Source organism: Rhodanobacter sp. FW106-PBR-R2A-1-15 (genome assembly GCF_058789735.1).
The window spans coordinates 18,200-38,174 of sequence record NZ_JBYTEM010000035.1; the positions used below are offsets into that span (position 1 = coordinate 18,200).

Sequence of the window (19,975 nt, forward strand, 5' to 3'; positions counted from 1 at the left end):
CGGCTCTCTTACCAGCTGCCGGTCTTCTTGTATTCGTCCAGCGACGCCTTGAATACGGCCTCGATGTCCTTGTCCCAGTTGCCGGTGGCCACGATGGTCTTCATCAGGTCGCCGTGGTTCTGGTGCATGAACGCGTGCAGGCCCTTCTCGAACGGCAGCACCTGGTTCACCGGCAGGTCGTCCAGGTAGCCGTGCTCGGCGGCGTACACCGACAGCGCCAGCTCGGCGATCGACAGCGGCGCGTACTGCTTCTGCTTCATCAGCTCGGTGACGCGCTGGCCGCGGTCCAGCTGCGCGCGGGTGGCTGGGTCCAGGTCCGAGGCGAACTGCGCGAACGCGGCCAGCTCGCGGAACTGCGCCAGCGCCAGCTTCACGCCGCCGGACAGCTTCTTCACGATCTTGGTCTGCGCGGCGCCGCCGACGCGGGACACCGAGATGCCGGCGTTCACGGCCGGACGGATGCCGGCGTTGAACAGGTCGGTCTCCAGGAAGATCTGGCCGTCGGTGATCGAGATCACGTTGGTCGGCACGAACGCGGAGACGTCGCCGCCCTGGGTCTCGATGATCGGCAGCGCGGTCAGCGAACCGGTCTTGCCCTTCACTTCGCCGCTGGTGAACTTCTCGACATACTCCTCGGACACGCGCGAGGCACGCTCGAGCAGGCGCGAGTGCAGGTAGAACACGTCGCCCGGGTACGCCTCACGGCCCGGCGGGCGCTTCAGCAGCAGCGAGATCTGACGGTAGGCCACGGCCTGCTTGGACAGGTCGTCGTAGACGATCAGCGCGTCCTGGCCGCGGTCGCGGAAGTACTCACCCATCGCGCAGCCGGAATATGGCGCGACGTACTGCAGCGCGGCCGACTCGGACGCCGAGGCGACCACGATGATGGTGTTGGCCAGCGCGCCGTTCTCGTCGAGCTTGCGCACCACGTTGGCGATCGACGAACGCTTCTGGCCGATCGCGACGTAGATGCACTTAATGCCGGAATCCTTCTGCGCGATGATCGCGTCGATCGCCAGCGCGGTCTTGCCGGTCTGGCGGTCGCCGATGATCAGCTCGCGCTGGCCACGGCCGACCGGGATCATCGCGTCGACCGACTTGTAGCCGGTCTGCAGCGGCTGGTCGACCGACTTGCGCCAGATCACGCCGGGCGCGACCTTCTCGATCGGCGCGTTGAGCTTGGCGTTGACCGGGCCCTTGCCGTCGATCGGGTTGCCCAGCGCGTCGACCACACGGCCGAGCAGCTCCGGGCCAACCGGCACTTCGAGGATGCGGCCGGTGGTCTTGGCAGTGTCGCCCTCGCGCAGGTGCTGATACTCGCCCAGCACCACCGCGCCGACCGAGTCGCGCTCGAGGTTGAGCGCCAGCGCGTACGCGTTGCCCGGCAGCTCGATCATCTCGCCCTGCATCACGTCGGCCAGGCCGTGGATACGCACGATGCCGTCGGACACGCTGATGATGGTGCCCTCGTTGCGCGCTTCCGCGCCGAGCTTGAACTGCTCGATACGGCTCTTGATCAGTTCGCTGATCTCGGACGGATTCAAAGTAGTGCTGGACATGGTCATCTATCCCGGGAATTGAATGCTCTTTTGAAGAGTCCGGCCCGGACGGCCGGTTTTGCTCTCCGCGAAACGGACTTCGCGTTAAATTTTCTACCCGGCCCTGGATGGCCGGTTTTGCTCTTCGCGAAATGGACTTCGCGTTAAATCAATTTGCCAAAGCGCTGGAAAGCTGCGCGAGACGCCCGCGGGCCGAGCCGTCGATCACTTCGCTGCCGGTATCGATCACCACGCCGGCCAGCAGCGAGGCGTCGACCCGGGTGTCCAGTTCGATCTCGCGCTTGAAGCGGCGCTTCAGCGAGGCCTTGAGCTGTTCGGCCTGCGCCGCGTCCAGCGCCATCGCGCTGGTCACCTTGACCAGCAGCTGCGACTCGGACTCGCGCTTGAACGCCTCGAACAGCTCAGCCACTTCCGGCAGCAACGCCAGTCGGCGCTGCTCGGCCATCTCGGCGAGGAAATGCCCGAACGGGCTGTCGGCCGTCACGCCGGCGGGCAGATGCAGGCCTACCAGTTGCGCCGGCAGCACCCGCGGATCGTTGCCGAAGCCGGCCACGCGAGGATCGTTCGCCACTGCGGCGGCGAACGCCAGCGCCTGCGACCATGCGGCCAGCGAGCCGGCCGCATGCGCCACTTCAAACGCGGCGCGGGCGTACGGGCGGGCGAGGGTGATTGCCTGGGCCATGGATCAAAGACCTGCCGCAAGCTGGTCGAGCAGGGCCTTGTGCATCGAGGCATCGACCTCGCGCTGCACGATCTTGCTGGCGCCCTGCACGGCCAGCGCACCGACCTGCTCACGCAGCTGGTCGCGGGCGCGCTGCGCCATCGAGGCGATGTCGTCCTGCGCGGCCGCCTTCAACCGGTTGATCTCGGCGATCGCCTCGGCGCGGGCCTTGTCGATGATCTGGTTCGCCTGCTGCTGGGCCTTGTCGATAATCTCCGAGGCCTGCAGGCGGGCCTGCTTGATCTCGCCGGCCACCTTCACGTCCGCGCTCTTCAGCTCGGCGTGGGCGCGCTCGGCGGCATTCAGGCCTTCGGCGATCTTGACCTGCCGGTCTTCGATGGCCTTATTGATATACGGCCAGATGAAGTGGACGCTGAACCAGATCAGGATGGCGAACGAAATCATTTCGCCAATCAAGGTCGCGTTGAAATTCATCGCTGCGTTACCTGCAAAAAATACGGGTTGAAACAGGCCCGGGCGTCACGACACCCGGGCTGCAGCGGCGACGCCGCGGCGTCACCGGGGGACTTACGCGCCCGCCAGCTTCGACAGCAGCGGGTTCGCCACGGCGAAGTACATCGCCAGGGCCACGCCGATCAGGAACGCGGCGTCGATCAGGCCGGCCAGCAGGAACATGCGGCCCTGCAGCAGCGGCACCAGCTCCGGCTGGCGGGCGGCGGCCTCAAGGAACTTCGAACCCATGACGCCAATGCCGATACAGGCACCCAGCGCGCCGAGGCCGATGATCAGGCCCAGCGCGATGGCGGTGAAGGACTGGACTTGAGCAATGTGAGTGATGAGTTCCACGACGGTCTCCTGAGAAAATCAAACTGGAAGAGGCAAAGCGGTTGAACAGATGGTTTCGACAACGCCGATCAGTGGTGATCGTGTGCCATCGAGATGTACACGATCGTCAGCACCATGAAGATGAAGGCCTGGATCGAGATGATCAGGATGTGGAAGATGCCCCACACCGTGTAGCCAATGATGCCGGCGCCGTACAGTGCCCAGCCGGCCAGGCCCGCACCGGCGCTGAACAGGCCAGCGATCAGCATGAACACCAGCTCGCCCGCGTACATGTTGCCGAACAGTCGCATCGCCAGGCTCACCGGCTTGGACGCCAGCTCGACCATGTTGAGCAGGAAGTTCGGGATCCACAGCAGCGGGTGCTTGCCGAACGGCGCGGTGAACAGCTCGTGCATGTAGCCGCCGGCGCCCTTGGCCTTGAAGCTGTAGAAGATGATCAGCACGAACACCGTCAGCGACATCGCGAAGGTCATGTTGATGTCGGCGGTAGGCACGGCACGGAAATGGCCGATGCCGAACTTCTCGGTGATCCACGGCAGCAGATCGACCGGCAGCAGGTCCATCGCGTTCATCAGGAATACCCAGACGAACACGGTCAGCGCCAGCGGGCCCAGCACGCGGCGGTCGCCGTGGAACACATCCTTGACCTGGCCGTCGACGAACTCCAGCACGATCTCCACGAAGGCCTGGCCCTTGCCCGGCACGCCGGCGGTGGCCTTGCGCGCCTTCAGCCAGAACCACAGGCAGAACAGCACGCCCAGCACCAGCGACACGGTGACCGAGTCGACATGCACCGCCCAGAAGCCTTCCTTGCTCGCATGCGGGGTCAGGTGCTGCAGATGGTGCTGGATGTACTCGGTAAGACCGCCAGTCGGCTCGCTTGCCATGGATCAACCCTTGAATCTGAACGCCAGCAGATAAACCGCGTAAGCCGCCGCCAACCCCGTGATGGCGGCCAGCGGTGGCAACTTGAATTGGAACAGGATCACGACCAGCCCCCCGACGATCACGATCCATTTCAGGAGCATGCCCGTCAGCAGACGGCCCAACACCACGCCAGCGCCGCTAACGCCACTGAAGAACCGCGCCGACATCAGCGCGGTACCCAGCGCCACCATCGTCGCGCCTGCCGCTGCCGCCATCGCTTCGCGATACCCCAGCGCCAGGAAAACCAGGCCGACCAGTACCGCCACAGCAAGCTGCAGCAGGATGATGCGCAAGGCGAGGCGTCGACCAGAGGCTGGACTGTTGAGCACGTAACGTCTCCGCGCGGCCTGCACCAGGCGGCACCGACACAGCTGCGGGCCACGATCCAATCCGTAAAAGTATATCAGTGCGTCAATTGCAGCGACAAGCCATGCAGGCTGCGGCATGACGTCCGGTTGCCGGAATCCGTGATCTGGTCGACCGCCTCATACATGGTGGCGAGCCCACACACGAACAGGGCCGAACACGAGGTTCGGCCCTGTTCCATCACATCCAAGCGCGACAGTACGGCGGAATTACTTGGCGGCCGCCTTCTTGGCGGCGGCGACCGGCGCCGCCACGGCGTCGTTGGCGGCCTGGCGCTGCTCCTGCACCAGCGCATTCAGCGACTCGGCGGTCTTCTGGGTCACCGCGAGCACTTCCTGCGAAACCGCCACGGCACGCTCGGCGTTTTCGCGGCCCAGGTTGGCGCCCTTTTCCCACAGGCCGCGCAGGCCATTGATGTCACGGGTTTCCAGCGCCTCGGCGACGAATTCGGTGGAAGCCTTGGTCTGCTCCTCAAGCGCCTTGAGCTGCAGCTCGGCGACCGTCTCCAGCCCCTTCAGAGCCACCGACTGGGCCTTGAAGGCACTGTCGGTGAACTGCTTGGTGAAAGCAAAAAACTGGGTGTTGAGTTGCTGCGTCATGACGTAGTCCTCGTTGAGGATGGGGTAGTGGCAGGCACTCTAGCAGCAACTTTTGTGCATTGCAATATATTTCTGGTGATCGAATAGGTGTGTAAGCAAATATTCATTTGTAAACACCGGCTTATGTCTATTCCCTGACACACTGCGACGCGTCAAAAGCTGTCGCGACTGCAACTCGCCCCGGAAGTGCAGGTTTCATGCACTACCACCTTGTCCAGCCCCGTCAGGCGCGGCTGCAGCCGCCGCCAGATCCAGCGCGCCAGCATCTCGCTGGTCGGGTTCTCAAGCCCTTCGATCTCGTTGAGGTAGTGATGATCGAGCTGGTCGAACAGCGGCGCGAAGGCCGCCTTCACGTCGGCAAAGTCCATCACCCAGCCCAACTGCGGGTCCGGCTCCCCGGTTACGTGGATCTCGACCCGAAACGAATGCCCGTGCAGCCGCGCGCACTTGTGTCCCGCCGGCACATTCGGTAGCCGGTGCGCCGCCTCGATCTGGAACACCTTGAAGATATGCATGGCGGACGCCTGCGCGTGGTGACGATGGTGGACCGGCGGGAAAACACACGACCTGGTCATGGGCGCATCCGAATAGATGCCGCCAAGCCTTGTGAATGCTTGACCTATAGCTCGGCGATTCAAAAACTACCCCCAGAAATACCCCCAGGTGGTGCTTGCTGCCTCGCCGCACTTGATCATTGTATCCGATACCTTCGGAAGGCCGCATCCAGCGGCGATGCATGCGCTCAGTGATAGTCGTCCTCGCGCTGGTGGCGGACAGCAAGGATGGTCACGATCTGGTCCCCCTCTATCTCGTACAAAGCCACGTAACCGGATGCACCGAACGACACCAGCAGCTCGCGCAAGAAAGGGTTGTCCGGGCCGGCCTTGCGGCACGTGAAGGGAAACAAGCACAACAACCCCATCGCTTGATCGATGGCCTCCAGCGCCCGCTCCGCCGCCTCGACATCCTGTTCCACCAGGAAGCCGTACAGCCGCCTGAGGTCGTCGCGCGCTGCCCGCGTATAGCGGACGCGCCAACTCACGACCTGGCCTTGGCCAGCATCTCGCGCAGTTCGGCATGCACCGCGTCGGCCTCAAAATACTCGCCCGTGCGGCGCGCCTCGTCGCGCGCGGCCAGCCCCCGCGCAACGAACTCACGCTGTTGCTGGCGCCGGCTCACCTCATCACGCAGGGATTGTTCCATGAAGCTGGACAGGCTCTCCCCCTCGCGCAGCACGGCCTCGGCCGCCTGGCGCAGTTCAGGCTCGACTCGCAGCGATGGCATGGACGCGGTTTTCATGGGCACACCTCTTGCATTGCATTTGCGATGCAAAAGCTAACACAAACCCGAGCAACCATCGGGCACAAGCTTCACCCCTCCGCGGCAGATGTTTCCAGCCAAGCTCAGGCTAGGAGTTCCAGCTCGCCCAGTCGAATGCAGCGGACAGGCGTCAGCGGAGGATTGCTGGAATAGCCCTAGCCTGATCCTTCCGATCGGGTTGCCGCCCACGATGGAACGCACTTCCATGCATCGCGGATCCATGGGCGCGCTTATCGAACGATACCGGTCTGCGCTACACCGATGCAGCGATCAAGGGCCAGCGTACCCGCTGGGGCAGTTGCAGCGTTCGCGGTCGTATCAGCTTGAACAACAAGCTGCTCTCTCTGAATCACGCGAATCCCTAATGCGCGAAGCGATCAGTGCCGCGGCTTCGCCACGCGTAAGCAGGCCGTCGGGGCCTTCTTGCAGCACGCGCGCAAGCACGGCCTTGACATCAATTTTCATGTTACGCGACATGATGCCCATAGCTCGCAACGTTCATTATCGGTCGCATACCGGAAGTCACCCTCTGGTGCGCGATGGCACCGTGTGGGCAGCGTAGCGCTTGAGGATGCGGCGACCAATCTAGCCGGCTGATGGGTGCGGAGGCTCAGGTTCCCTTAGCTCTGCGACTGCTCGTCCATGGCTTCAGTATCCGGCCAGCCGCCTGGTGGCCCCAGATGCTTCAGTTCCGGGTCGATCGCCAGCTGCTCCCTAGCCCACTCGCCCGACTTCCGGGATTTTTCCCGCAGCTCCCCGATTTCGGCATCGGTCAGGCGATAAACCTCCCTCTTTGCAAGAGGTGGTTGCGAGCGCTTCGGATCAATTGAAACAGGCATGAGTGTCTCCGAGTGAGCAGTCGCTGATAACATCGGTCGGCGCGAAGCCCGCTCGTGGGGCATTCCGGTCCTGTTCGGGTGCCCGCTCAATCCTGCTCTGCAGGGCCTTCCTGGCGGGCTTCGTGCGCTTCGAGTCAAGCGCGCTCGCGTCTGATCGGCACCACCTCGTCGCCAGCGCGAAGTCCATCAAGATAGTCAGCCCAGGCCTGCATGATCTTCCGCCGCTCGGGCAGGTGCTGCGCCTTGTTGTAGATGCCCGCGACGCCAGGCTCCTTGTGTGAGAGCTGCCGTTCCAGTGCTTCGGGATTCCAGCCCAGCTCGCCGAGCAGCGTGCGCGCCATGTGGCGGAAACCGTGGCCAGTGAGCACGCCTTTGTAGCCCATGCGCGCCAGCGCCATGTTCACCGCGCCGTCGGACATCGGCCGACTGGGGGTCCGTGCGCCGGGGAACAGGTAACGACCACGGCCGGTAAGCGGATGCAGATCCCGCAGCACGGCGAGCGCCTGCCTGGACAGCGGCACGATGTGTGGCGGGGTGTTCGGGTTTTCCTTTTCGGCCTTGCGCAGCTTCCGGTTCGAAGGTGGCACGGTGTAGGTCGGATGTTCGCCGTCCATATCGAAGTGCGTCCATTCCGCCAAGCGGATCTCGCCCGGTCGACAGAACCACAGCGGTACCAGCTTCAGGGCACAGGACACTTCAAGGGTGCCGCTGTAAGCATCAATGGCCCGCAGCAGCTCGGCGACCTGCTTGGGATCGGTAATCGTCGGGAAGTTCTTCTTCTGGCGCGCAGGCAGGGTGTCGCGCAGATCTGCTGCGGGGTCGCGCGTCGCGCGTTCGGTCGCCACGGCAAACCTGAAGATCCGGCTCAACTGGTGCCGCAACCGATGCGACTGCTCCACGTGTCCACGCTTGACCACTCGCGCCAGCAAGGGTCGAATTTCCGGTACTCCGATGTCCGCAATCGGCAAGCGGCCGATCCACGGTAGAGCGTGGTTCTCCAGCCGATCGCGCTCCTTGTCATGCTGCCGCGGTGTCCACTCATGAGCCTTTAGCTCTAGCCACTCGCGTGCCACCGTTTCGAAGGTGTTGTCAGCCGCGGCCTTGGCGCGGAGCTTGTCGGCCTGCCGTTCGGCGCCGGGGTCACGAGAATCCAGCACCAGCGCGCGCGCCTCGTCGCGGCGAAGACGCGCCTTGCTCAGGGTGACTTCGGGGTAGACGCCAAGCGCCAGCAGCTTCTCCTTGCCGGCATAGCGGTACTTCAAACGCCAGTAGCGACCGGCCTCGGTGACATGCAGGAACAATCCGCCACCGTCGAAGTGCTTGCCCGGCGGGGCGCTCTTGCATTTCAGATCAGTGAGTTTGCTGGTACCGGTGGCCATGCCCTGTGCTCCAAAAGAGTCAGTGGATGGCTGGGGGTGTTTTTTGGATGGGAATACCCCAAAAACCGTCAACTACCCCCGAGACTACCCCCAGAGCGGGTGGGCTTCAATGGGTACCGCCGGGATGTATAGGCACAAAAAACCCGCTGTTATGCGGGTTTTGAAGGATTCTTGGGTCTTGCCGGGGTGCCTTGAAACAGGTCATTGGTGGCTATGGGTGGACTCGAACCACCGACCCCAGCATTATGAGTGCTGTGCTCTAACCGGCTGAGCTACATAGCCTTGAGGGAACCCGCCGTGCCGGCATCGGGACGATGCGGGCGGGGCGCGGCAGTTTAGTCGTGTAGCCTCGCCGGTTCAAGCCCGCCGCTTGCCGCTGCTTCGCACGCTGTGGTTGAATCGACGCCAGGGCCTCGCTGCGGTCTTGCCGGCAATACCGCGCCGATCGGCCCCAGGAGGCGACATGATTGATGTAGATGGCTATCGTCCGAACGTTGGCATCGTGCTGCTCAATGCAGCCGGCCAGCTGTTCTGGGCGCGCCGGGTCAATCGTGACGGCTGGCAGTTCCCGCAGGGCGGGATGCGCACGGACGAAACGCCGCTGGAGGCGATGTACCGCGAGCTGGAAGAGGAGACCGGGCTGGCCGCGCACCACGTCGAGGTGATCTGCGCCACTCATGGCTGGCTGCGCTACCGGTTGCCGGAGCGCTACGTGCGCCGGCATCAGCGGCCGACCTGCATCGGCCAGAAGCAGGTCTGGTTCCTGCTCAAGCTGGTCGGCGACGAGGAGGCGCTGAACCTGGATGCCTGCGACAAGCCGGAGTTCGACCTGTGGCGCTGGGTCGACTTCTGGTACCCCGCCGCACACGTGGTCAACTTCAAACGGCAGGTCTATGAGCGGGCGCTGCGCCACTTCGCACCGCTGGTCGAGGACCTGTTCGGCGTGCAGTTGGGCAGCCTGCCGCCGCGCGAGGGGACCGGAAACCCGCCCACCGGCCCCCGCGACGGACGTGCCGCCGCCTGAGCGAATGGTCGCAGCCGACCGGCTGATTGTTGACAATCATTCGCATTCGCGTTCCAATGCGCGGCATGTATATCTGCATGTGCAACGCCGTCACCGATCACACCATCCGCCGCGAGGCGGCCGATGGCGTGCGCACCTTTGCCGAACTGCAGGCCCGAACCGGCTGCTCGGACTGTTGCGGCTGCTGCGAGCGGGAAGCGCGCGCCACGTTCGACCAGGCCTTGCTGCAGGTCACCTGCCAGCTGCCGCTCGCCGCGGCCTGAGCTCCGTTTCCCCTGCCCCGTGTAGAGTCCTGGACTCTGCAGCGGCGGATCGTTGCCATGCGCGTTGCCACCGATCACACGCGAAGTTTGTATAGTTCGCGTTGTCTTCGATCGGAGTGGAAGTCATGAAAGGTGATGCGAAGGTCATCGAGTTCCTCAACAAGGTGCTCTACAACGAGCTGACCGCGATCAACCAGTATTTCCTGCACAGCCGGATGCTCAAGAACTGGGGCTATACCGAGCTGGCCGAGCACGAATACAAGGAGTCGATCGAGGAGATGAAGCACGCCGATCACCTGATCGAGCGCATCCTGTTCCTCGATGGCCTGCCGAACCTGCAGCACCTGGGCAAGCTGCGCATCGGCGAGAATGCGCTGGAATCGCTGCAGGGTGACCTGGACCTGGAACTGGCCGCGGCGAAGGATCTGCGCGAGGCGATCGCGTACAGCGAGGGCGTTGCCGACTACGTCAGCCGCAGCCTGTTCAAGGACATCCTGCACGACGAGGAAGAACACATCGACTGGCTGGAAACCCAGTTCAGCCTGGTCAAGGACATCGGCGCCGAGCGCTACCTGCAGAGCAAGATGGGGGGCTGAATCGCGCGGCCTGGCGGCCTTCAGCCGGCGCACTGCGGCGTGCCGAAGCGTGCCGCCGTTCCTTGACGCTTTCGTCACCCCGGCGCTATACCTCTGACTTTCGCCGGAACGCGCCGCATGGCTTCACGACCACCTCCGCGCTTCATCGTGCGCCGGCACGACGACGCCGGTCGGCGCCGGCGCCTGCTGTGGCTGGGCCTGGCCTGGCTCGGCAGCCTGCTGGTGGCGGGCCTGGTCGTTGGTGCGCTCGTGGGGCGGGCGACCGCGCCGGTCGCCGTGGACCATCGTCAGCAAAACGCCCTGCTGGCGCAGATCGACGCTCTGAAGCAGCAGGTGGCGAACCTGCAGCGCGCGGCCCAGGTCAACGATGTCGCCACCCGCTCGCTGCGCGGCACCCTGGCACAACGCGAGGAGGAGCTGAACGGGCTGCGCGCCGACCTCGGATTCTATTCACGCCTGGTGGGCGGTGACGCCCAGCGGCAGGGTCTGAAGCTGCAGGAAGTGAAGTTGCTGCCGATCGTGGGCTCGCGCGGCTGGAACGTCAGCCTCAGCCTGACCCAGAACGCGAAGCGCGGCGAGGAGATTTCCGGCAACGTGCTGCTCAGCGTGGAAGGCCTGCGCGGCAACCAGGTCACCCGGCTGGAGTGGCCGGTGCTGGGCGATGCCGCACAGAAGGATGGCCTGCCATTCCGCTTCGCCTATTTCCAGCAGTTGCACGGCACCATCGTGCTGCCGGCGGATTTCCACCCGACGCGACTGCGCATCAGCCTTCAACCTGCCGAAGGCGAGCCGGTCAACCGTGCCGTCGCCTGGGGCGCCGCCCTGAGCGGAAACATCACCAACACCGAAGGGGACCGCGATGCTCAACCGTAGACGCAGCGATCGCAACGATCGCAAACAGAGCAACGAAACCAGCCTGATCGCCCGCGGCACGGTGATCCGCGGCGACCTGCGCTTCAGTGGCGCCTTGCACCTGGACGGTCGCATCGAGGGCAGCGTGCTGGGCGAAGGCGACGATGCCGTATTCACGCTCAGCGAGCACGGCCAGGTGCACGGCGAGATCCACGTGCCGCAAGCGGTGATCAACGGCCACGTCACCGGCGACGTCAACGTCAGCGTGCGGCTGGAGCTGGCGCCGCAGGCGCACATCGACGGCGACCTGCGCTATCACACGCTGGAAATGGCCGCCGGCGCGCAGGTCAACGGGCGCATCTCGCGTCAGGCCGGGGAGGCTCCACGCGAATTGCCGGCGCCGGACGCCATCCTGGATGAGGCTGTGTCGGCCTGACGCGGTATGCTTGACTACAGCTCCGTTCGCCCCCACCCAGATGCCCATGGAAACTTTTGCCGCTATTCCCGATTACCGCAGCAGCGGCGCCCCGCTGGTGTTCACCGCCGCCGCCGCGCACAAGGTGCATGAGCTGATTGCCGAGGAAGGCAACCCGGCGCTGAAGCTGCGCGTGTACATCTCCGGCGGCGGCTGCTCGGGCTTCCAGTACGGCTTCACCTTCGACGAGGCCCAGGCCGAGGACGACCTGGCGATCGAGCGCGACGGCGTGACCTTGCTGTGCGACCCGCTCTCGCTGCAGTACCTCGGCGGCGCGCAGATCGACTACGCCGAGAACCTCAGCGGCGCGCAGTTCGTGATCAGCAACCCGAACGCCAAGACCACCTGCGGCTGCGGCTCCTCGTTCTCGGCCTGAGGACGGCGCCGATGGACCGGGCCGTCCAGCCTCCACTGAACACTTTCGCCGGGCTCAGCCTGGTGCTCGACCGCGTCGCCGAGTTGCGCGACAAATCGGCATGGATCGTCGAACAGGCGCGCTCGCCGCAGGCACGCTACCTGCTGCTGGACGGTGCCGGCGAGGCCTTTCTGCACCGCGACCGCGACGCGCTGCGCTGGCTCGACGCGAACGAACGCGAGCAATGGCTCGGTGACCTGCGCGCCAGCCTGCTCGGCATGGCGTACGAACGCCCGCACTTCCTGCTGGTGGCGGACGACCCTGCCCGCATGGGCGAGCTGGAGCACGCGCTCGACGCCCGCCGCATGAGCCTGCGCAGTGCCGGCCTGCAGCTGGCGGCCGACGAGGCCAGCCTGTTCGCCTATGCCAAGGGCCTGTCGCACTGGCAACGCGAGACGCGCTTCTGCACCCACTGCGGCGCGCCGCTGCTGCTGGTTGCCGCCGGCCACCGCGCGCAATGCACCAATGCGGAGTGCGCGCGGCTGCACTTCCCGCGCACCGACGCCGCCGTGATCATGCTGGTCGAGCACGACGGTGCCTGCCTGCTCGGCCGCCAGGCCGGCTGGCCGCCGGGGCGCTACTCCACGCTGGCCGGCTTCGTCGAACCGGGCGAGGCACTGGAGGACGCGGTGCGCCGCGAGGTGGCCGAGGAGGCCGGAGTGATCGTCGACCAGGTGCGCTACCACTCCTCGCAGCCGTGGCCGATGCCCGCCTCGCTGATGGTCGGCTTCATCGCCACCGCCGTGTCACGGCAGATCCGCATGCGCGACCATGAACTGGAAGACGCGCGCTGGTTCACCCCGGCGCAGATCGTTGACGGCATCGCCGACGGCAGCTTCCTGCCGTCGACGCGCTTGTCGGTGTCCTACCAGCTGCTCGCGCACTGGCTGCGGCAGCGGGCCGGACTGGAGCTGGACGCGCTGACCGCCGCCACGCCAGGCTGATCCAGCGGCGCGAACTTCACGTCGATCCACCGGTCTTTGCCGTATCCGCCGCCAGGGATCGGCCATGCCGCACGGAAGCACACTGCCCATACCGGTGACCCATCGCGTGCGCGCCGCTGGCGGGCCGCATGGCGCCACGGAGCGATTCTCGGCGGCGTCGCCGCGCTGCATCTGTTCACCCTGGCGCTGCTGCTGCGCCCGGCGCCGCCGTATCGGCCGACCACTACCCTCCTGCGCGGCGATGCAACTCCACTTGCTCGCGCGGCCCGGCAAGCGGCGAGCCGCGAGCCCGCGTTCGCCATCACCCAGGCATTCCCGGTCGGCACAGGCGGCAAACCCCGCACGCACGTTGCCTGCAGACGTCGCACCACGCCCGCACGCGGCAATGCTCGCCGTTGCGCCAGCCGTTGCGCCAGCCATCGCGCCGAACCGTCCCGGCGACTACCCCACCACCCTCGCCGGCGCGGGCGCGATGCGGTGGGTGCCACGTGTGCGCCTGCCGGGTTCGGACGCGCCATCACGTACCGGCATCCCGCTGCGCACCGCACCGAGCCTGCGGCAGCTGGTGCAAGCGATGACCACCGCCAGCCGCTGCAAGTACGAACGCATGAAGATGGAGCGCAGCGCCAACCAGTTCGTCACGCGCCAGCTGGTGGAACGTGCGCTCGACGCTGACGGTTGCGGCCCGCGGGGGGGAGCATGATGCCATCGACCCCACCATCGACGCGATCTCCCGCCGCGCGACCCGCGACGATTGACGTCGCTGCGCGACACCGGGCCGGCACTTGGCGATCGCGGGCGGGCTCTTACAATGGCAGCCACTGTCCGCGAGCCCTTTCATCATGGCCATCCGTCTGCTGGTTGCCCTCGTCGCCCTCGGCCTGTTGCACGTGATGCCGCAACTGGCACGCTGGCGCGGCGATGGCCTGTTTCGCCGCTGGGTGGCGCAACTGGCGGATACCAGCGGCGGTGGCCGCGTGGCGCTGGCCCTGCTGTTGCCGCTGGTGCTGTGCGCGTTGCTGGAGTGGCTGCTTGGGCATTCGCCGCTGGGCGCACTGCTGCCGTTGCTGTTTGCGCTGGTGGTGCTGCTGTACTGCCTCGGTCCGCGCGAGTTCGAGGCCGACCTGGAGGCGATCCTGGATGCCCCGGACGGCGCCAGCCGCGAAACCGCGGCGCAGGCGCTGGCTGATGGCGGTCAGCCGATTGCCTGGAACGCACCGGCGCTGGGCGAAGCGATCGCCTATGCCGCGCTGCGCCGACGCTTTGCCGTGCTGTTGTGGTTCTTCCTGCTCGGCCCGACCGGCGCGCTGGCGTACCGACTGGCGCAGACGCTGGGCCGCGACGACACGCTGCGGCTTGACGCGGACAGCCGCCGCGCTGCCGGCTACGTGGCCAACGCGCTGGACTGGCTGCCCGCGCAGCTGCTGACTTTCACCCTGGCCGTGGTCGGCCACTGGGAGGCGGTGATCGGCGCCTGGCGACGCTGGCATAACCAGGCCGCCTCGACCGGCTGGTACGCGACCGGCCCGGGCTTCCTGGGCGCCGCGGCGCAGGCCGACGTGCTGATCGACATCGAGGCCGGCGACGGTTACGCCGAAGAGCACAGCGATCCGCTGGCCGAATTGCGACGCCTGCGCAGCGCCCTGCTGCGCGCGCTGCTGGCGTGGCTCAGCGTGGTGGCGCTGGTGGTGGTCGGCGGCTGGATCGGCTGAGTCGGCCGGTCAGGCCCGTTCTCCGCGCAACTCGCGCACCCGCGCCTCCAGCGTCGCCGCCGAGACCTGCGCCGGCGCTTGCGGTGCGTCCACCACCAGTTCCACCCGCGCCCGGAACCGGCGCGGCAGGCGCGCGCGATGAAGCATCGAATCGCGCCGACTCCACACGCTGCCCCACAGGCCGCGCAGCGCCATCGGCACCACCGGTACCGGCCGCCGCGCCAGGATCTTTTCCACGCCGGGCCGGAACGGCGCGATCTCGCCATCGGTGGTCAGGCCGCCTTCCGGGAAGATGCACACCACCTCGCCGGCGGCCAGCGCGGCGTCGATCGCGTCGTAGGCTTGCTGCAGCACCGCCGGATCTTCCTTGTGCCCGGCGATCGGGATCGCCCTGGCGGTGCGGAACACGAAGCTGAGCAGCGGGATGTTGAAGATCTTGTAGTACATCACGAAGCGCACTGGCCGGCGCAGCTTCGCCATCAGCAGCAGCGGGTCCATGTAGCTGACGTGGTTGCAGACCAGCAGCGCCGACCCTTCCTCGGGAATCTGTTCGGCACCGTCGGCGCGCACCCGGTACAGCGTGTTCACCAGCACCCAGGTGATGAAACGCATCACGAACTCGGGCACCAGGGTGAAGATGTACCAGGCCACCAGCACATTGAGCAGGGCGGCAGCCAGGAAGATCTGCGGCGCATCCAGCCCCAGCGCGCCCAGCCCCAGGCCGAAGCCGGCGGCCAGCACGATCAGCAGCGCGTTCAGGATGTTGGTGCCGGCGATGATCCGCGACAGCTTCTCGCGCGGCGCTCGCGCCTGCACGTAGGCGAACAGCGGCACCACGTAGAGGCCGGCGAACACACCGATCAGGGTGAGGTCGAGCATGACGCGCCAGCTGCCCGCCGCCTGCAGCAAGGCCAGCCAATCCAGCCCGCGCACCGGCGCAACGCCGTGCCGCGCGAGGTACAGGTCCATCCCGAACGCGGTCAGCCCGAACGCGCCCAGTGGCACCAGGCCGATCTCCACCCGCCGACCCGACAGTTTCTCGCACAGCAGCGCGCCGACGCCGGTGCCGATCGAAAACAGGGTGAGCACCAAGGTATTGACCGAACCATCGCCACCCAGCGTCTCGCGCGTGTAGATCGGCAGCTGCGCGATCAGCACCGTGCCGAAGAACCAGAACCACGAGATGCCCAGCACCGCGTTGAACACCGGGCGATCGGCGCGGGTGATCGCCAGCACCCGCGCGGTCTCGCTGAACGGGTTCCAGTTGAACTTCAGTTCCGGCGCAGTGGCCGGTGCCAGCGGGATGCGGCGAGAGGCCAGATAGCCAGCCACCGCCACCGCGATGGTCGCGCCGGCCGCCAGCAGCGGCCCCACGCCAGCCACCAGCATCAACGAATTGCCGGCGATCATGCCGACCAGCATCGCCATCTGCGTACCCATCTCCACCAGCCCGTTGCCGCCGACCAGTTCGGCCGGCTTCAGCGCCTGCGGCAGGATCGCGTACTTGATCGGTCCGAACATGGCCGAGTGCATGCCCATCATGAACAACACGATCAGCAGCAGCGTGGCGTGGTGGGTATAGAAGCCGTACGCAGCCAGCGCCATCGCGCCGATCTCGAACAACTTCACGTAACGGATGATCCGGCTCTTCTCGTACTTCTCGGCCAATTGCCCGGCGGTGGCGGAGAACAGGAAGAACGGGATGATGAACAGCGCCGGCGCCAGGTTGGTGTACAGCGATACCGTGCGATCGCCCAACCCCATCTGGAACGCCACCAGCATCACCAGCGCATTGCGGAACGCATTGTCGTTGAACGCCCCCAGCGCCTGGGTCCAGAAAAACGGCGCGAAGTGGCGCTTGCCCAGCAATGCGAATTGGCTCATGCGATGGCCTGGGTTGGTATCGTCACGCCCACCGTGGAGCGTGCGAGGGGATCCGGCAAGTATTGCCGCGTATGACTTGCGGACACAACCAGACACAAAAAAACGCCACCCATCAAGGGTGGCATTTCTTCAAGGCAAGTTCAGAGCATCAGAGCAGCATGCTCATCCCTTTGTACGTATTGCTTAGTAGTCATACGTCATGGAGAGACGCACGTAACGCGGCTCCTGGAAGTAGGTGCCGATACCATAGGTGTTCGAGACCGTGCCCACATTGGTCTGCGACCGCGGGACCGTATTGGTTACCCGACGCTGATTGAGCACGTTGAAGGCGTTGAGCGAGAAGCCCAGCTTGTGGTCGGCGAACGCCGGACGATAAGTCACCGCCAGATCGACCTTCTCCGTCCACGGCGTATTACCCGCAGCTCCCGGACCGCTGGCCTTGCCGAAGCAGAAGTGGTAATCACCACCGTAGCCGATCGGATCGGTCTGGTTCGGACCGAAATAACCCAGGCAGTTCTTCGGCGTACCCGACTGGATCCGCGCTGCAGCGGAGACCAGCCATTCCGGCGTGATCTGGTAGCTGCCGCGGATCTTCAACTGGTGCCGACGGTTGTTCGCCATCAGGCCACCGCTGGCAATCATCAGCTCAGCTGCATCCCAGTCTTCCGTCTTGGACACGTCATCCTGGCCCAGATCGGAACGCACCTGACCCTCGGTGTTGCCCCAGCTGCGCGAGAACGTGTAGTCCACACGCGCCTGCCACTTGCCGTTGAACGGATGTTCCAGGTACATGTCGAGCGCGTAGTACTTGCGCTTGGCACCCTGGTTGAAGCCCCAGTCAGCCTGCGACATCTGGACGCTCTTGTAGCCGCCGTTCGAGTCGTTGAGCAGGAAGTTGTTGGTGCGGCCCGGGTTGAAGATGTAGCAGCTGTGGATGTCGAGCGTGGAGGTGTTGACGCCCTGCGCGATCAGCTTGCTTTCGATCTTGCCACCGTCGCAGATGTCATCGATCGCGGACTGCAGCTCGCGGTAGGTTGCCTTCGCGCCATAGGCCCAATCCGAGCCCAGCGTCTTGTCGAAACCGAGAATGGCTTCATCCTGGTACTGCGACTTCAGATCGGTCGGGGCGAAGGTCTTGTTGTCCGGTGCGATACCGTATTCGCCATTGGCAGACACCGGGCCCGGACCCAGTGCGGTCAGGCCGGTCGGGGCGCCAGTCACCGGGTCGATACCGGTGTAGGTGGAATACTCACGCGTGTAAGTGGAGGCAGAGGCGCCACGAATGGCCACACTGTTGGGCAACGCGAGGAAGTAGCGACCAAGATTGCCGTAAACCTTGAACGAGGAGTCCCCGAACACGTCCCAGCTGGCGCCCAGACGCGGTGCCCACTGGTTCTTCTGATCGACGTACGGCTTGGCTGCGCTGTTGTAGTTGGTGAAGTGGTCGTTGCGCACGCCCAGGCTGAGCATCACGTTGTCGCTGATCTGCCAGCGATCTTCCAGATAGAACGCCTTCTGCTTGACCGACATGCTGGTGGTGGTCTTGAAGATGTACTTCTGGACGTAGTAGCCATTGCCGCCCGGAGCACCGACGCCGAGGGTTGGGTTGATCGCCCTGGTGGGCTTGCCGGTCTTGCTGTAGATCCAGATATAACCCGGACCACCCATGTCCCGGCCCTGGTTGTGGGCGAAGTAAGACTGGTTGTCGATACCAAGGGCAAGGTGGTGATCACCCAACTGGTATTCCAAGTCGGCGCGCAGGCCGCGCGTCTTGCTGCCCGCATCCGGGGTGGTGGTCGCGTAACTCGTAACACCGTTGCGGATCGGGGTACCGCCGGTGATGGCCGGATTCTGGTTGGTCACGCCCGAGAGGAACGGCAGTGTGGCGCTGAGCCCCGGGATGACGGTGTAGTTCTCGGTCTTGCTCTTGCCGTAAGTCACCGACAGCGTCAGGTCATCGGTGATGTAACCGGTGTACTTGGCGATATCGTACCTGTTGGCATCCTTGGTCGAGGTCGGATGGCCCGTGATCCCGGCGCTGTGCATGCCCGTGGCATAGCTGTAGCTATACAGGTCGCCGCTGTAGGACGTGTTGCTCTTGATGTGGGTGTATTCCAGGATGTTGCTGTCGTTGATGTTCCAGTCGAACTTGGTGTACAGCTTGGGCAGGCTGTATTTGTACTTGTTGACCGCTGGCGCGCCAGCGTCGGAGGTCGAGGTGCTCGTACCCTGCTGCTTTTCGGACTCGGCCGACACGAACATGTACAGGCGATCGCGGATCAGCGGACCACCGGCATAGACCGAATAGGTGGTATCCCAGCTGGTATTGTTCTTGCGGTTGCGGTAGATCGTGCCCGGCAGGTTCGGGTTGTTATAGACATAGCCCGACGGCAGCTGGTTGTTCGGGTAGTAGATGCTTTCCGGATCATTGGCCAGCGACTTGGGCGACCAAGTCACCTGCGCACCGAAATGCCACTCGTTGGTACCGCGCTTGCCGACCTGGCTGATCACGCCGCCGTCCGAACGACCATACATGGCGCTGTAGCCACCGGTGTAGGTTTCCTGCTGGTCGATCGAGCCATACGGCAGGCCAACGCCACCCAGAGCCTTCAACGGATCGGTCGTGTTGAAGCCGTTGATGTAGTACGCATTTTCGGTGACGCCGGCACCGCCGAACGAAACCGTCCGACCAAAGGCACCGTTACCGGCGACCGCGCCCGGAGCCAGCAGGGCGATCGACTCGGCGGTGCGGCCGAGCGGCAGCTTGGCCAGTTCCTGGGCGGTGATGACCGTGCGCGAATCAACCGAGGAGACATCGATCACGGGAAGCGCATTGGCCTGAACCGTCACCGCGCCCAGGTTCTGAGCGTTTTCCGCACTTGCAAAGGACACCGCCGTACCAGCGCCAACCACAAGGTTGACATTGTCACGCGAGTCGACCGCCACGCCGTCCTTCTTGAGGGTGACCGTGTAGGTGCCGAGCGGAAGATTCGTGATGCGGTAGCGTCCGCTGCTGTCAACAGCAACCTCGCGGGTAATACCGGTGGAGCCACTTACCGTGACGGTCTCACCGGATGCAGCTGGCGCCTGGCCGAAGATGCTGCCGGTGGTCGCCTGACCGAAGGCCAGACCGCTGAAGCCCAAGCCCAGCGCCAGAGCGAGTGCAGTGCGCTGCAGTTGCCCCGTCTTGGAATTTCTACGCAAATTCATCAGTAGTGACTCCCCATGGTTTGGCCCGAGTCATCCGGGCACAAGAAACTTTTTGTGTGTTCGTGGCATCCAAAGGCGGCATC

Annotated in this window: 24 protein-coding genes and 1 tRNA gene; 10 read left to right on the forward strand and 15 right to left on the reverse strand. The window is 65.0% G+C overall.

Annotation, left to right across the window (positions count from 1 at the left end; all coding sequences use genetic code 11):
• Positions 1 to 8: 8 nt before the first annotated feature.
• The 10 genes from atpA to AC3WTD_RS15725 form a co-directional block, all read right to left on the reverse strand.
• A complete protein-coding gene (atpA, locus tag AC3WTD_RS15680) occupies positions 9 to 1,559 on the reverse strand; it encodes a F0F1 ATP synthase subunit alpha (protein ID WP_027491153.1) in 1,551 nt (516 codons plus the stop codon).
• 148 nt (positions 1,560 to 1,707) lie between these two features.
• Positions 1,708 to 2,241 carry a F0F1 ATP synthase subunit delta gene (locus AC3WTD_RS15685; protein ID WP_027491152.1) on the reverse strand — a complete coding sequence of 178 codons (534 nt, stop codon included), beginning with the start codon at positions 2,239 to 2,241 and terminating at the stop codon, positions 1,708 to 1,710.
• 3 nt (positions 2,242 to 2,244) lie between these two features.
• Positions 2,245 to 2,715 (reverse strand): F0F1 ATP synthase subunit B, encoded by a 471-nt coding sequence (locus AC3WTD_RS15690; protein WP_027491151.1) that lies wholly within the window; start codon positions 2,713 to 2,715, stop codon positions 2,245 to 2,247.
• Between the two features lie 93 nt (positions 2,716 to 2,808).
• Complete coding sequence (gene atpE, locus AC3WTD_RS15695; protein ID WP_027491150.1) at positions 2,809 to 3,087, reverse strand: F0F1 ATP synthase subunit C; 279 nt, start codon at positions 3,085 to 3,087, stop codon at positions 2,809 to 2,811.
• Positions 3,088 to 3,155: 68 nt separating this feature from the next.
• Positions 3,156 to 3,974, reverse strand: coding sequence for a F0F1 ATP synthase subunit A (atpB, locus tag AC3WTD_RS15700; protein WP_027491149.1), 819 nt, complete (start codon positions 3,972 to 3,974; stop codon positions 3,156 to 3,158).
• Between the two features lie 3 nt (positions 3,975 to 3,977).
• A complete protein-coding gene (locus AC3WTD_RS15705; protein WP_027491148.1) occupies positions 3,978 to 4,343 on the reverse strand; it encodes a hypothetical protein in 366 nt (121 codons plus the stop codon).
• A gap of 246 nt (positions 4,344 to 4,589) precedes the next feature.
• On the reverse strand, positions 4,590 to 4,979 hold the full coding sequence (locus AC3WTD_RS15710; RefSeq protein ID WP_492614340.1) for a phasin family protein: 390 nt from the start codon (positions 4,977 to 4,979) through the stop codon (positions 4,590 to 4,592).
• A gap of 152 nt (positions 4,980 to 5,131) precedes the next feature.
• Complete coding sequence (queD, locus tag AC3WTD_RS15715) at positions 5,132 to 5,494, reverse strand: 6-carboxytetrahydropterin synthase QueD (protein ID WP_027491146.1); 363 nt, start codon at positions 5,492 to 5,494, stop codon at positions 5,132 to 5,134.
• A gap of 227 nt (positions 5,495 to 5,721) precedes the next feature.
• On the reverse strand, positions 5,722 to 6,021 hold the full coding sequence (locus AC3WTD_RS15720) for a type II toxin-antitoxin system RelE/ParE family toxin (RefSeq protein WP_492614341.1): 300 nt from the start codon (positions 6,019 to 6,021) through the stop codon (positions 5,722 to 5,724).
• Entirely contained in the window at positions 6,018 to 6,278 is a 261-nt protein-coding gene (locus tag AC3WTD_RS15725; RefSeq protein WP_492614342.1) for a YlcI/YnfO family protein, read from the reverse strand. The genes AC3WTD_RS15720 and AC3WTD_RS15725 overlap by 4 nt, the downstream gene beginning before the upstream one ends.
• 230 nt (positions 6,279 to 6,508) lie before the next feature.
• On the opposite strand from AC3WTD_RS15725, the gene AC3WTD_RS15730 reads away from it, so the two are divergent.
• The gene (locus tag AC3WTD_RS15730) at positions 6,509 to 6,664 is read left to right on the forward strand and encodes a M48 metallopeptidase family protein (RefSeq protein WP_492614354.1); all 156 of its coding nucleotides are present in this window, start codon (positions 6,509 to 6,511) and stop codon (positions 6,662 to 6,664) included.
• Positions 6,665 to 6,919: 255 nt separating this feature from the next.
• Here the strand turns inward: AC3WTD_RS15730 and AC3WTD_RS15735 are convergent, their stop codons facing one another.
• The 3 genes from AC3WTD_RS15735 to AC3WTD_RS15745 all read right to left on the reverse strand — a co-directional run bounded on the left by AC3WTD_RS15735 (position 6,920) and on the right by AC3WTD_RS15745 (position 8,799).
• The gene (locus AC3WTD_RS15735) at positions 6,920 to 7,138 is read right to left on the reverse strand and encodes a hypothetical protein (RefSeq protein WP_492614343.1); all 219 of its coding nucleotides are present in this window, start codon (positions 7,136 to 7,138) and stop codon (positions 6,920 to 6,922) included.
• A gap of 134 nt (positions 7,139 to 7,272) precedes the next feature.
• Positions 7,273 to 8,517, reverse strand: a complete 1,245-nt coding sequence (locus AC3WTD_RS15740) for a tyrosine-type recombinase/integrase (protein ID WP_492614344.1) — start codon at positions 8,515 to 8,517, stop codon at positions 7,273 to 7,275.
• A 205-nt stretch (positions 8,518 to 8,722) separates the two neighbouring features.
• Positions 8,723 to 8,799: transfer RNA gene (locus AC3WTD_RS15745), tRNA-Met, on the reverse strand.
• Between the two features lie 181 nt (positions 8,800 to 8,980).
• On the opposite strand from AC3WTD_RS15745, the gene AC3WTD_RS15750 reads away from it, so the two are divergent.
• The 9 genes from AC3WTD_RS15750 (at position 8,981) to AC3WTD_RS15790 (ending at position 14,798) form a co-directional block, all read left to right on the forward strand.
• The gene (locus AC3WTD_RS15750) at positions 8,981 to 9,541 is read left to right on the forward strand and encodes an RNA pyrophosphohydrolase (protein WP_027491113.1); all 561 of its coding nucleotides are present in this window, start codon (positions 8,981 to 8,983) and stop codon (positions 9,539 to 9,541) included.
• A gap of 56 nt (positions 9,542 to 9,597) precedes the next feature.
• Positions 9,598 to 9,804, forward strand: coding sequence for a (2Fe-2S)-binding protein (locus tag AC3WTD_RS15755; RefSeq protein ID WP_492614345.1), 207 nt, complete (start codon positions 9,598 to 9,600; stop codon positions 9,802 to 9,804).
• A gap of 125 nt (positions 9,805 to 9,929) precedes the next feature.
• Positions 9,930 to 10,400, forward strand: a complete 471-nt coding sequence (gene bfr, locus AC3WTD_RS15760; protein WP_027491112.1) for a bacterioferritin — start codon at positions 9,930 to 9,932, stop codon at positions 10,398 to 10,400.
• Between the two features lie 117 nt (positions 10,401 to 10,517).
• Complete coding sequence (locus AC3WTD_RS15765; protein WP_492614346.1) at positions 10,518 to 11,273, forward strand: DUF6776 family protein; 756 nt, start codon at positions 10,518 to 10,520, stop codon at positions 11,271 to 11,273.
• Positions 11,260 to 11,688 (forward strand): bactofilin family protein, encoded by a 429-nt coding sequence (locus AC3WTD_RS15770; protein ID WP_492614347.1) that lies wholly within the window; start codon positions 11,260 to 11,262, stop codon positions 11,686 to 11,688. The genes AC3WTD_RS15765 and AC3WTD_RS15770 overlap by 14 nt, the downstream gene beginning before the upstream one ends.
• 40 nt (positions 11,689 to 11,728) lie before the next feature.
• Positions 11,729 to 12,103, forward strand: a complete 375-nt coding sequence (erpA, locus tag AC3WTD_RS15775) for an iron-sulfur cluster insertion protein ErpA (protein ID WP_492614355.1) — start codon at positions 11,729 to 11,731, stop codon at positions 12,101 to 12,103.
• 11 nt (positions 12,104 to 12,114) lie between these two features.
• Positions 12,115 to 13,086: an NAD(+) diphosphatase gene (gene nudC / locus AC3WTD_RS15780; protein WP_492614348.1), complete on the forward strand. Its 972-nt coding sequence runs from the start codon at positions 12,115 to 12,117 to the stop codon at positions 13,084 to 13,086.
• A gap of 385 nt (positions 13,087 to 13,471) precedes the next feature.
• Positions 13,472 to 13,789, forward strand: a complete 318-nt coding sequence (locus AC3WTD_RS15785; RefSeq protein ID WP_492614349.1) for a hypothetical protein — start codon at positions 13,472 to 13,474, stop codon at positions 13,787 to 13,789.
• A gap of 139 nt (positions 13,790 to 13,928) precedes the next feature.
• Entirely contained in the window at positions 13,929 to 14,798 is an 870-nt protein-coding gene (locus AC3WTD_RS15790) for a regulatory signaling modulator protein AmpE (protein ID WP_027491106.1), read from the forward strand.
• 9 nt (positions 14,799 to 14,807) lie between these two features.
• Here the strand turns inward: AC3WTD_RS15790 and AC3WTD_RS15795 are convergent, their stop codons facing one another.
• Together AC3WTD_RS15795 and AC3WTD_RS15800 are read right to left on the reverse strand one after the other, a co-directional pair.
• Complete coding sequence (locus AC3WTD_RS15795; protein WP_492614350.1) at positions 14,808 to 16,682, reverse strand: MFS transporter; 1,875 nt, start codon at positions 16,680 to 16,682, stop codon at positions 14,808 to 14,810.
• A gap of 183 nt (positions 16,683 to 16,865) precedes the next feature.
• Positions 16,866 to 19,886 carry a TonB-dependent receptor domain-containing protein gene (locus AC3WTD_RS15800; RefSeq protein ID WP_425504546.1) on the reverse strand — a complete coding sequence of 1,007 codons (3,021 nt, stop codon included), beginning with the start codon at positions 19,884 to 19,886 and terminating at the stop codon, positions 16,866 to 16,868.
• Positions 19,887 to 19,975 lie beyond the last annotated feature (89 nt).

Bases quoted from the DNA above. Each gene is read 5' to 3' on its own strand.
- atpA (WP_027491153.1), bottom strand. From the start codon at position 1,559: ATGTCCAGCACTACTTTGAATCCGTCCGAGATCAGCGAACTGATCAAG.
- AC3WTD_RS15685 (WP_027491152.1), bottom strand. From the start codon at position 2,241: ATGGCCCAGGCAATCACCCTCGCCCGCCCGTACGCCCGCGCCGCGTTT.
- AC3WTD_RS15690 (WP_027491151.1), bottom strand. From the start codon at position 2,715: ATGAATTTCAACGCGACCTTGATTGGCGAAATGATTTCGTTCGCCATC.
- atpB (WP_027491149.1), bottom strand. From the start codon at position 3,974: ATGGCAAGCGAGCCGACTGGCGGTCTTACCGAGTACATCCAGCACCAT.
- AC3WTD_RS15710 (WP_492614340.1), bottom strand. From the start codon at position 4,979: ATGACGCAGCAACTCAACACCCAGTTTTTTGCTTTCACCAAGCAGTTC.
- queD (WP_027491146.1), bottom strand. From the start codon at position 5,494: ATGCATATCTTCAAGGTGTTCCAGATCGAGGCGGCGCACCGGCTACCG.
- AC3WTD_RS15725 (WP_492614342.1), bottom strand. From the start codon at position 6,278: ATGAAAACCGCGTCCATGCCATCGCTGCGAGTCGAGCCTGAACTGCGC.
- AC3WTD_RS15735 (WP_492614343.1), bottom strand. From the start codon at position 7,138: ATGCCTGTTTCAATTGATCCGAAGCGCTCGCAACCACCTCTTGCAAAG.
- AC3WTD_RS15740 (WP_492614344.1), bottom strand. From the start codon at position 8,517: ATGGCCACCGGTACCAGCAAACTCACTGATCTGAAATGCAAGAGCGCC.
- AC3WTD_RS15750 (WP_027491113.1), top strand. From the start codon at position 8,981: ATGATTGATGTAGATGGCTATCGTCCGAACGTTGGCATCGTGCTGCTC.
- AC3WTD_RS15755 (WP_492614345.1), top strand. From the start codon at position 9,598: ATGCGCGGCATGTATATCTGCATGTGCAACGCCGTCACCGATCACACC.
- bfr (WP_027491112.1), top strand. From the start codon at position 9,930: ATGAAAGGTGATGCGAAGGTCATCGAGTTCCTCAACAAGGTGCTCTAC.
- AC3WTD_RS15765 (WP_492614346.1), top strand. From the start codon at position 10,518: ATGGCTTCACGACCACCTCCGCGCTTCATCGTGCGCCGGCACGACGAC.
- AC3WTD_RS15770 (WP_492614347.1), top strand. From the start codon at position 11,260: ATGCTCAACCGTAGACGCAGCGATCGCAACGATCGCAAACAGAGCAAC.
- erpA (WP_492614355.1), top strand. From the start codon at position 11,729: ATGCCCATGGAAACTTTTGCCGCTATTCCCGATTACCGCAGCAGCGGC.
- nudC (WP_492614348.1), top strand. From the start codon at position 12,115: ATGGACCGGGCCGTCCAGCCTCCACTGAACACTTTCGCCGGGCTCAGC.
- AC3WTD_RS15785 (WP_492614349.1), top strand. From the start codon at position 13,472: ATGCTCGCCGTTGCGCCAGCCGTTGCGCCAGCCATCGCGCCGAACCGT.
- AC3WTD_RS15790 (WP_027491106.1), top strand. From the start codon at position 13,929: ATGGCCATCCGTCTGCTGGTTGCCCTCGTCGCCCTCGGCCTGTTGCAC.
- AC3WTD_RS15795 (WP_492614350.1), bottom strand. From the start codon at position 16,682: ATGAGCCAATTCGCATTGCTGGGCAAGCGCCACTTCGCGCCGTTTTTC.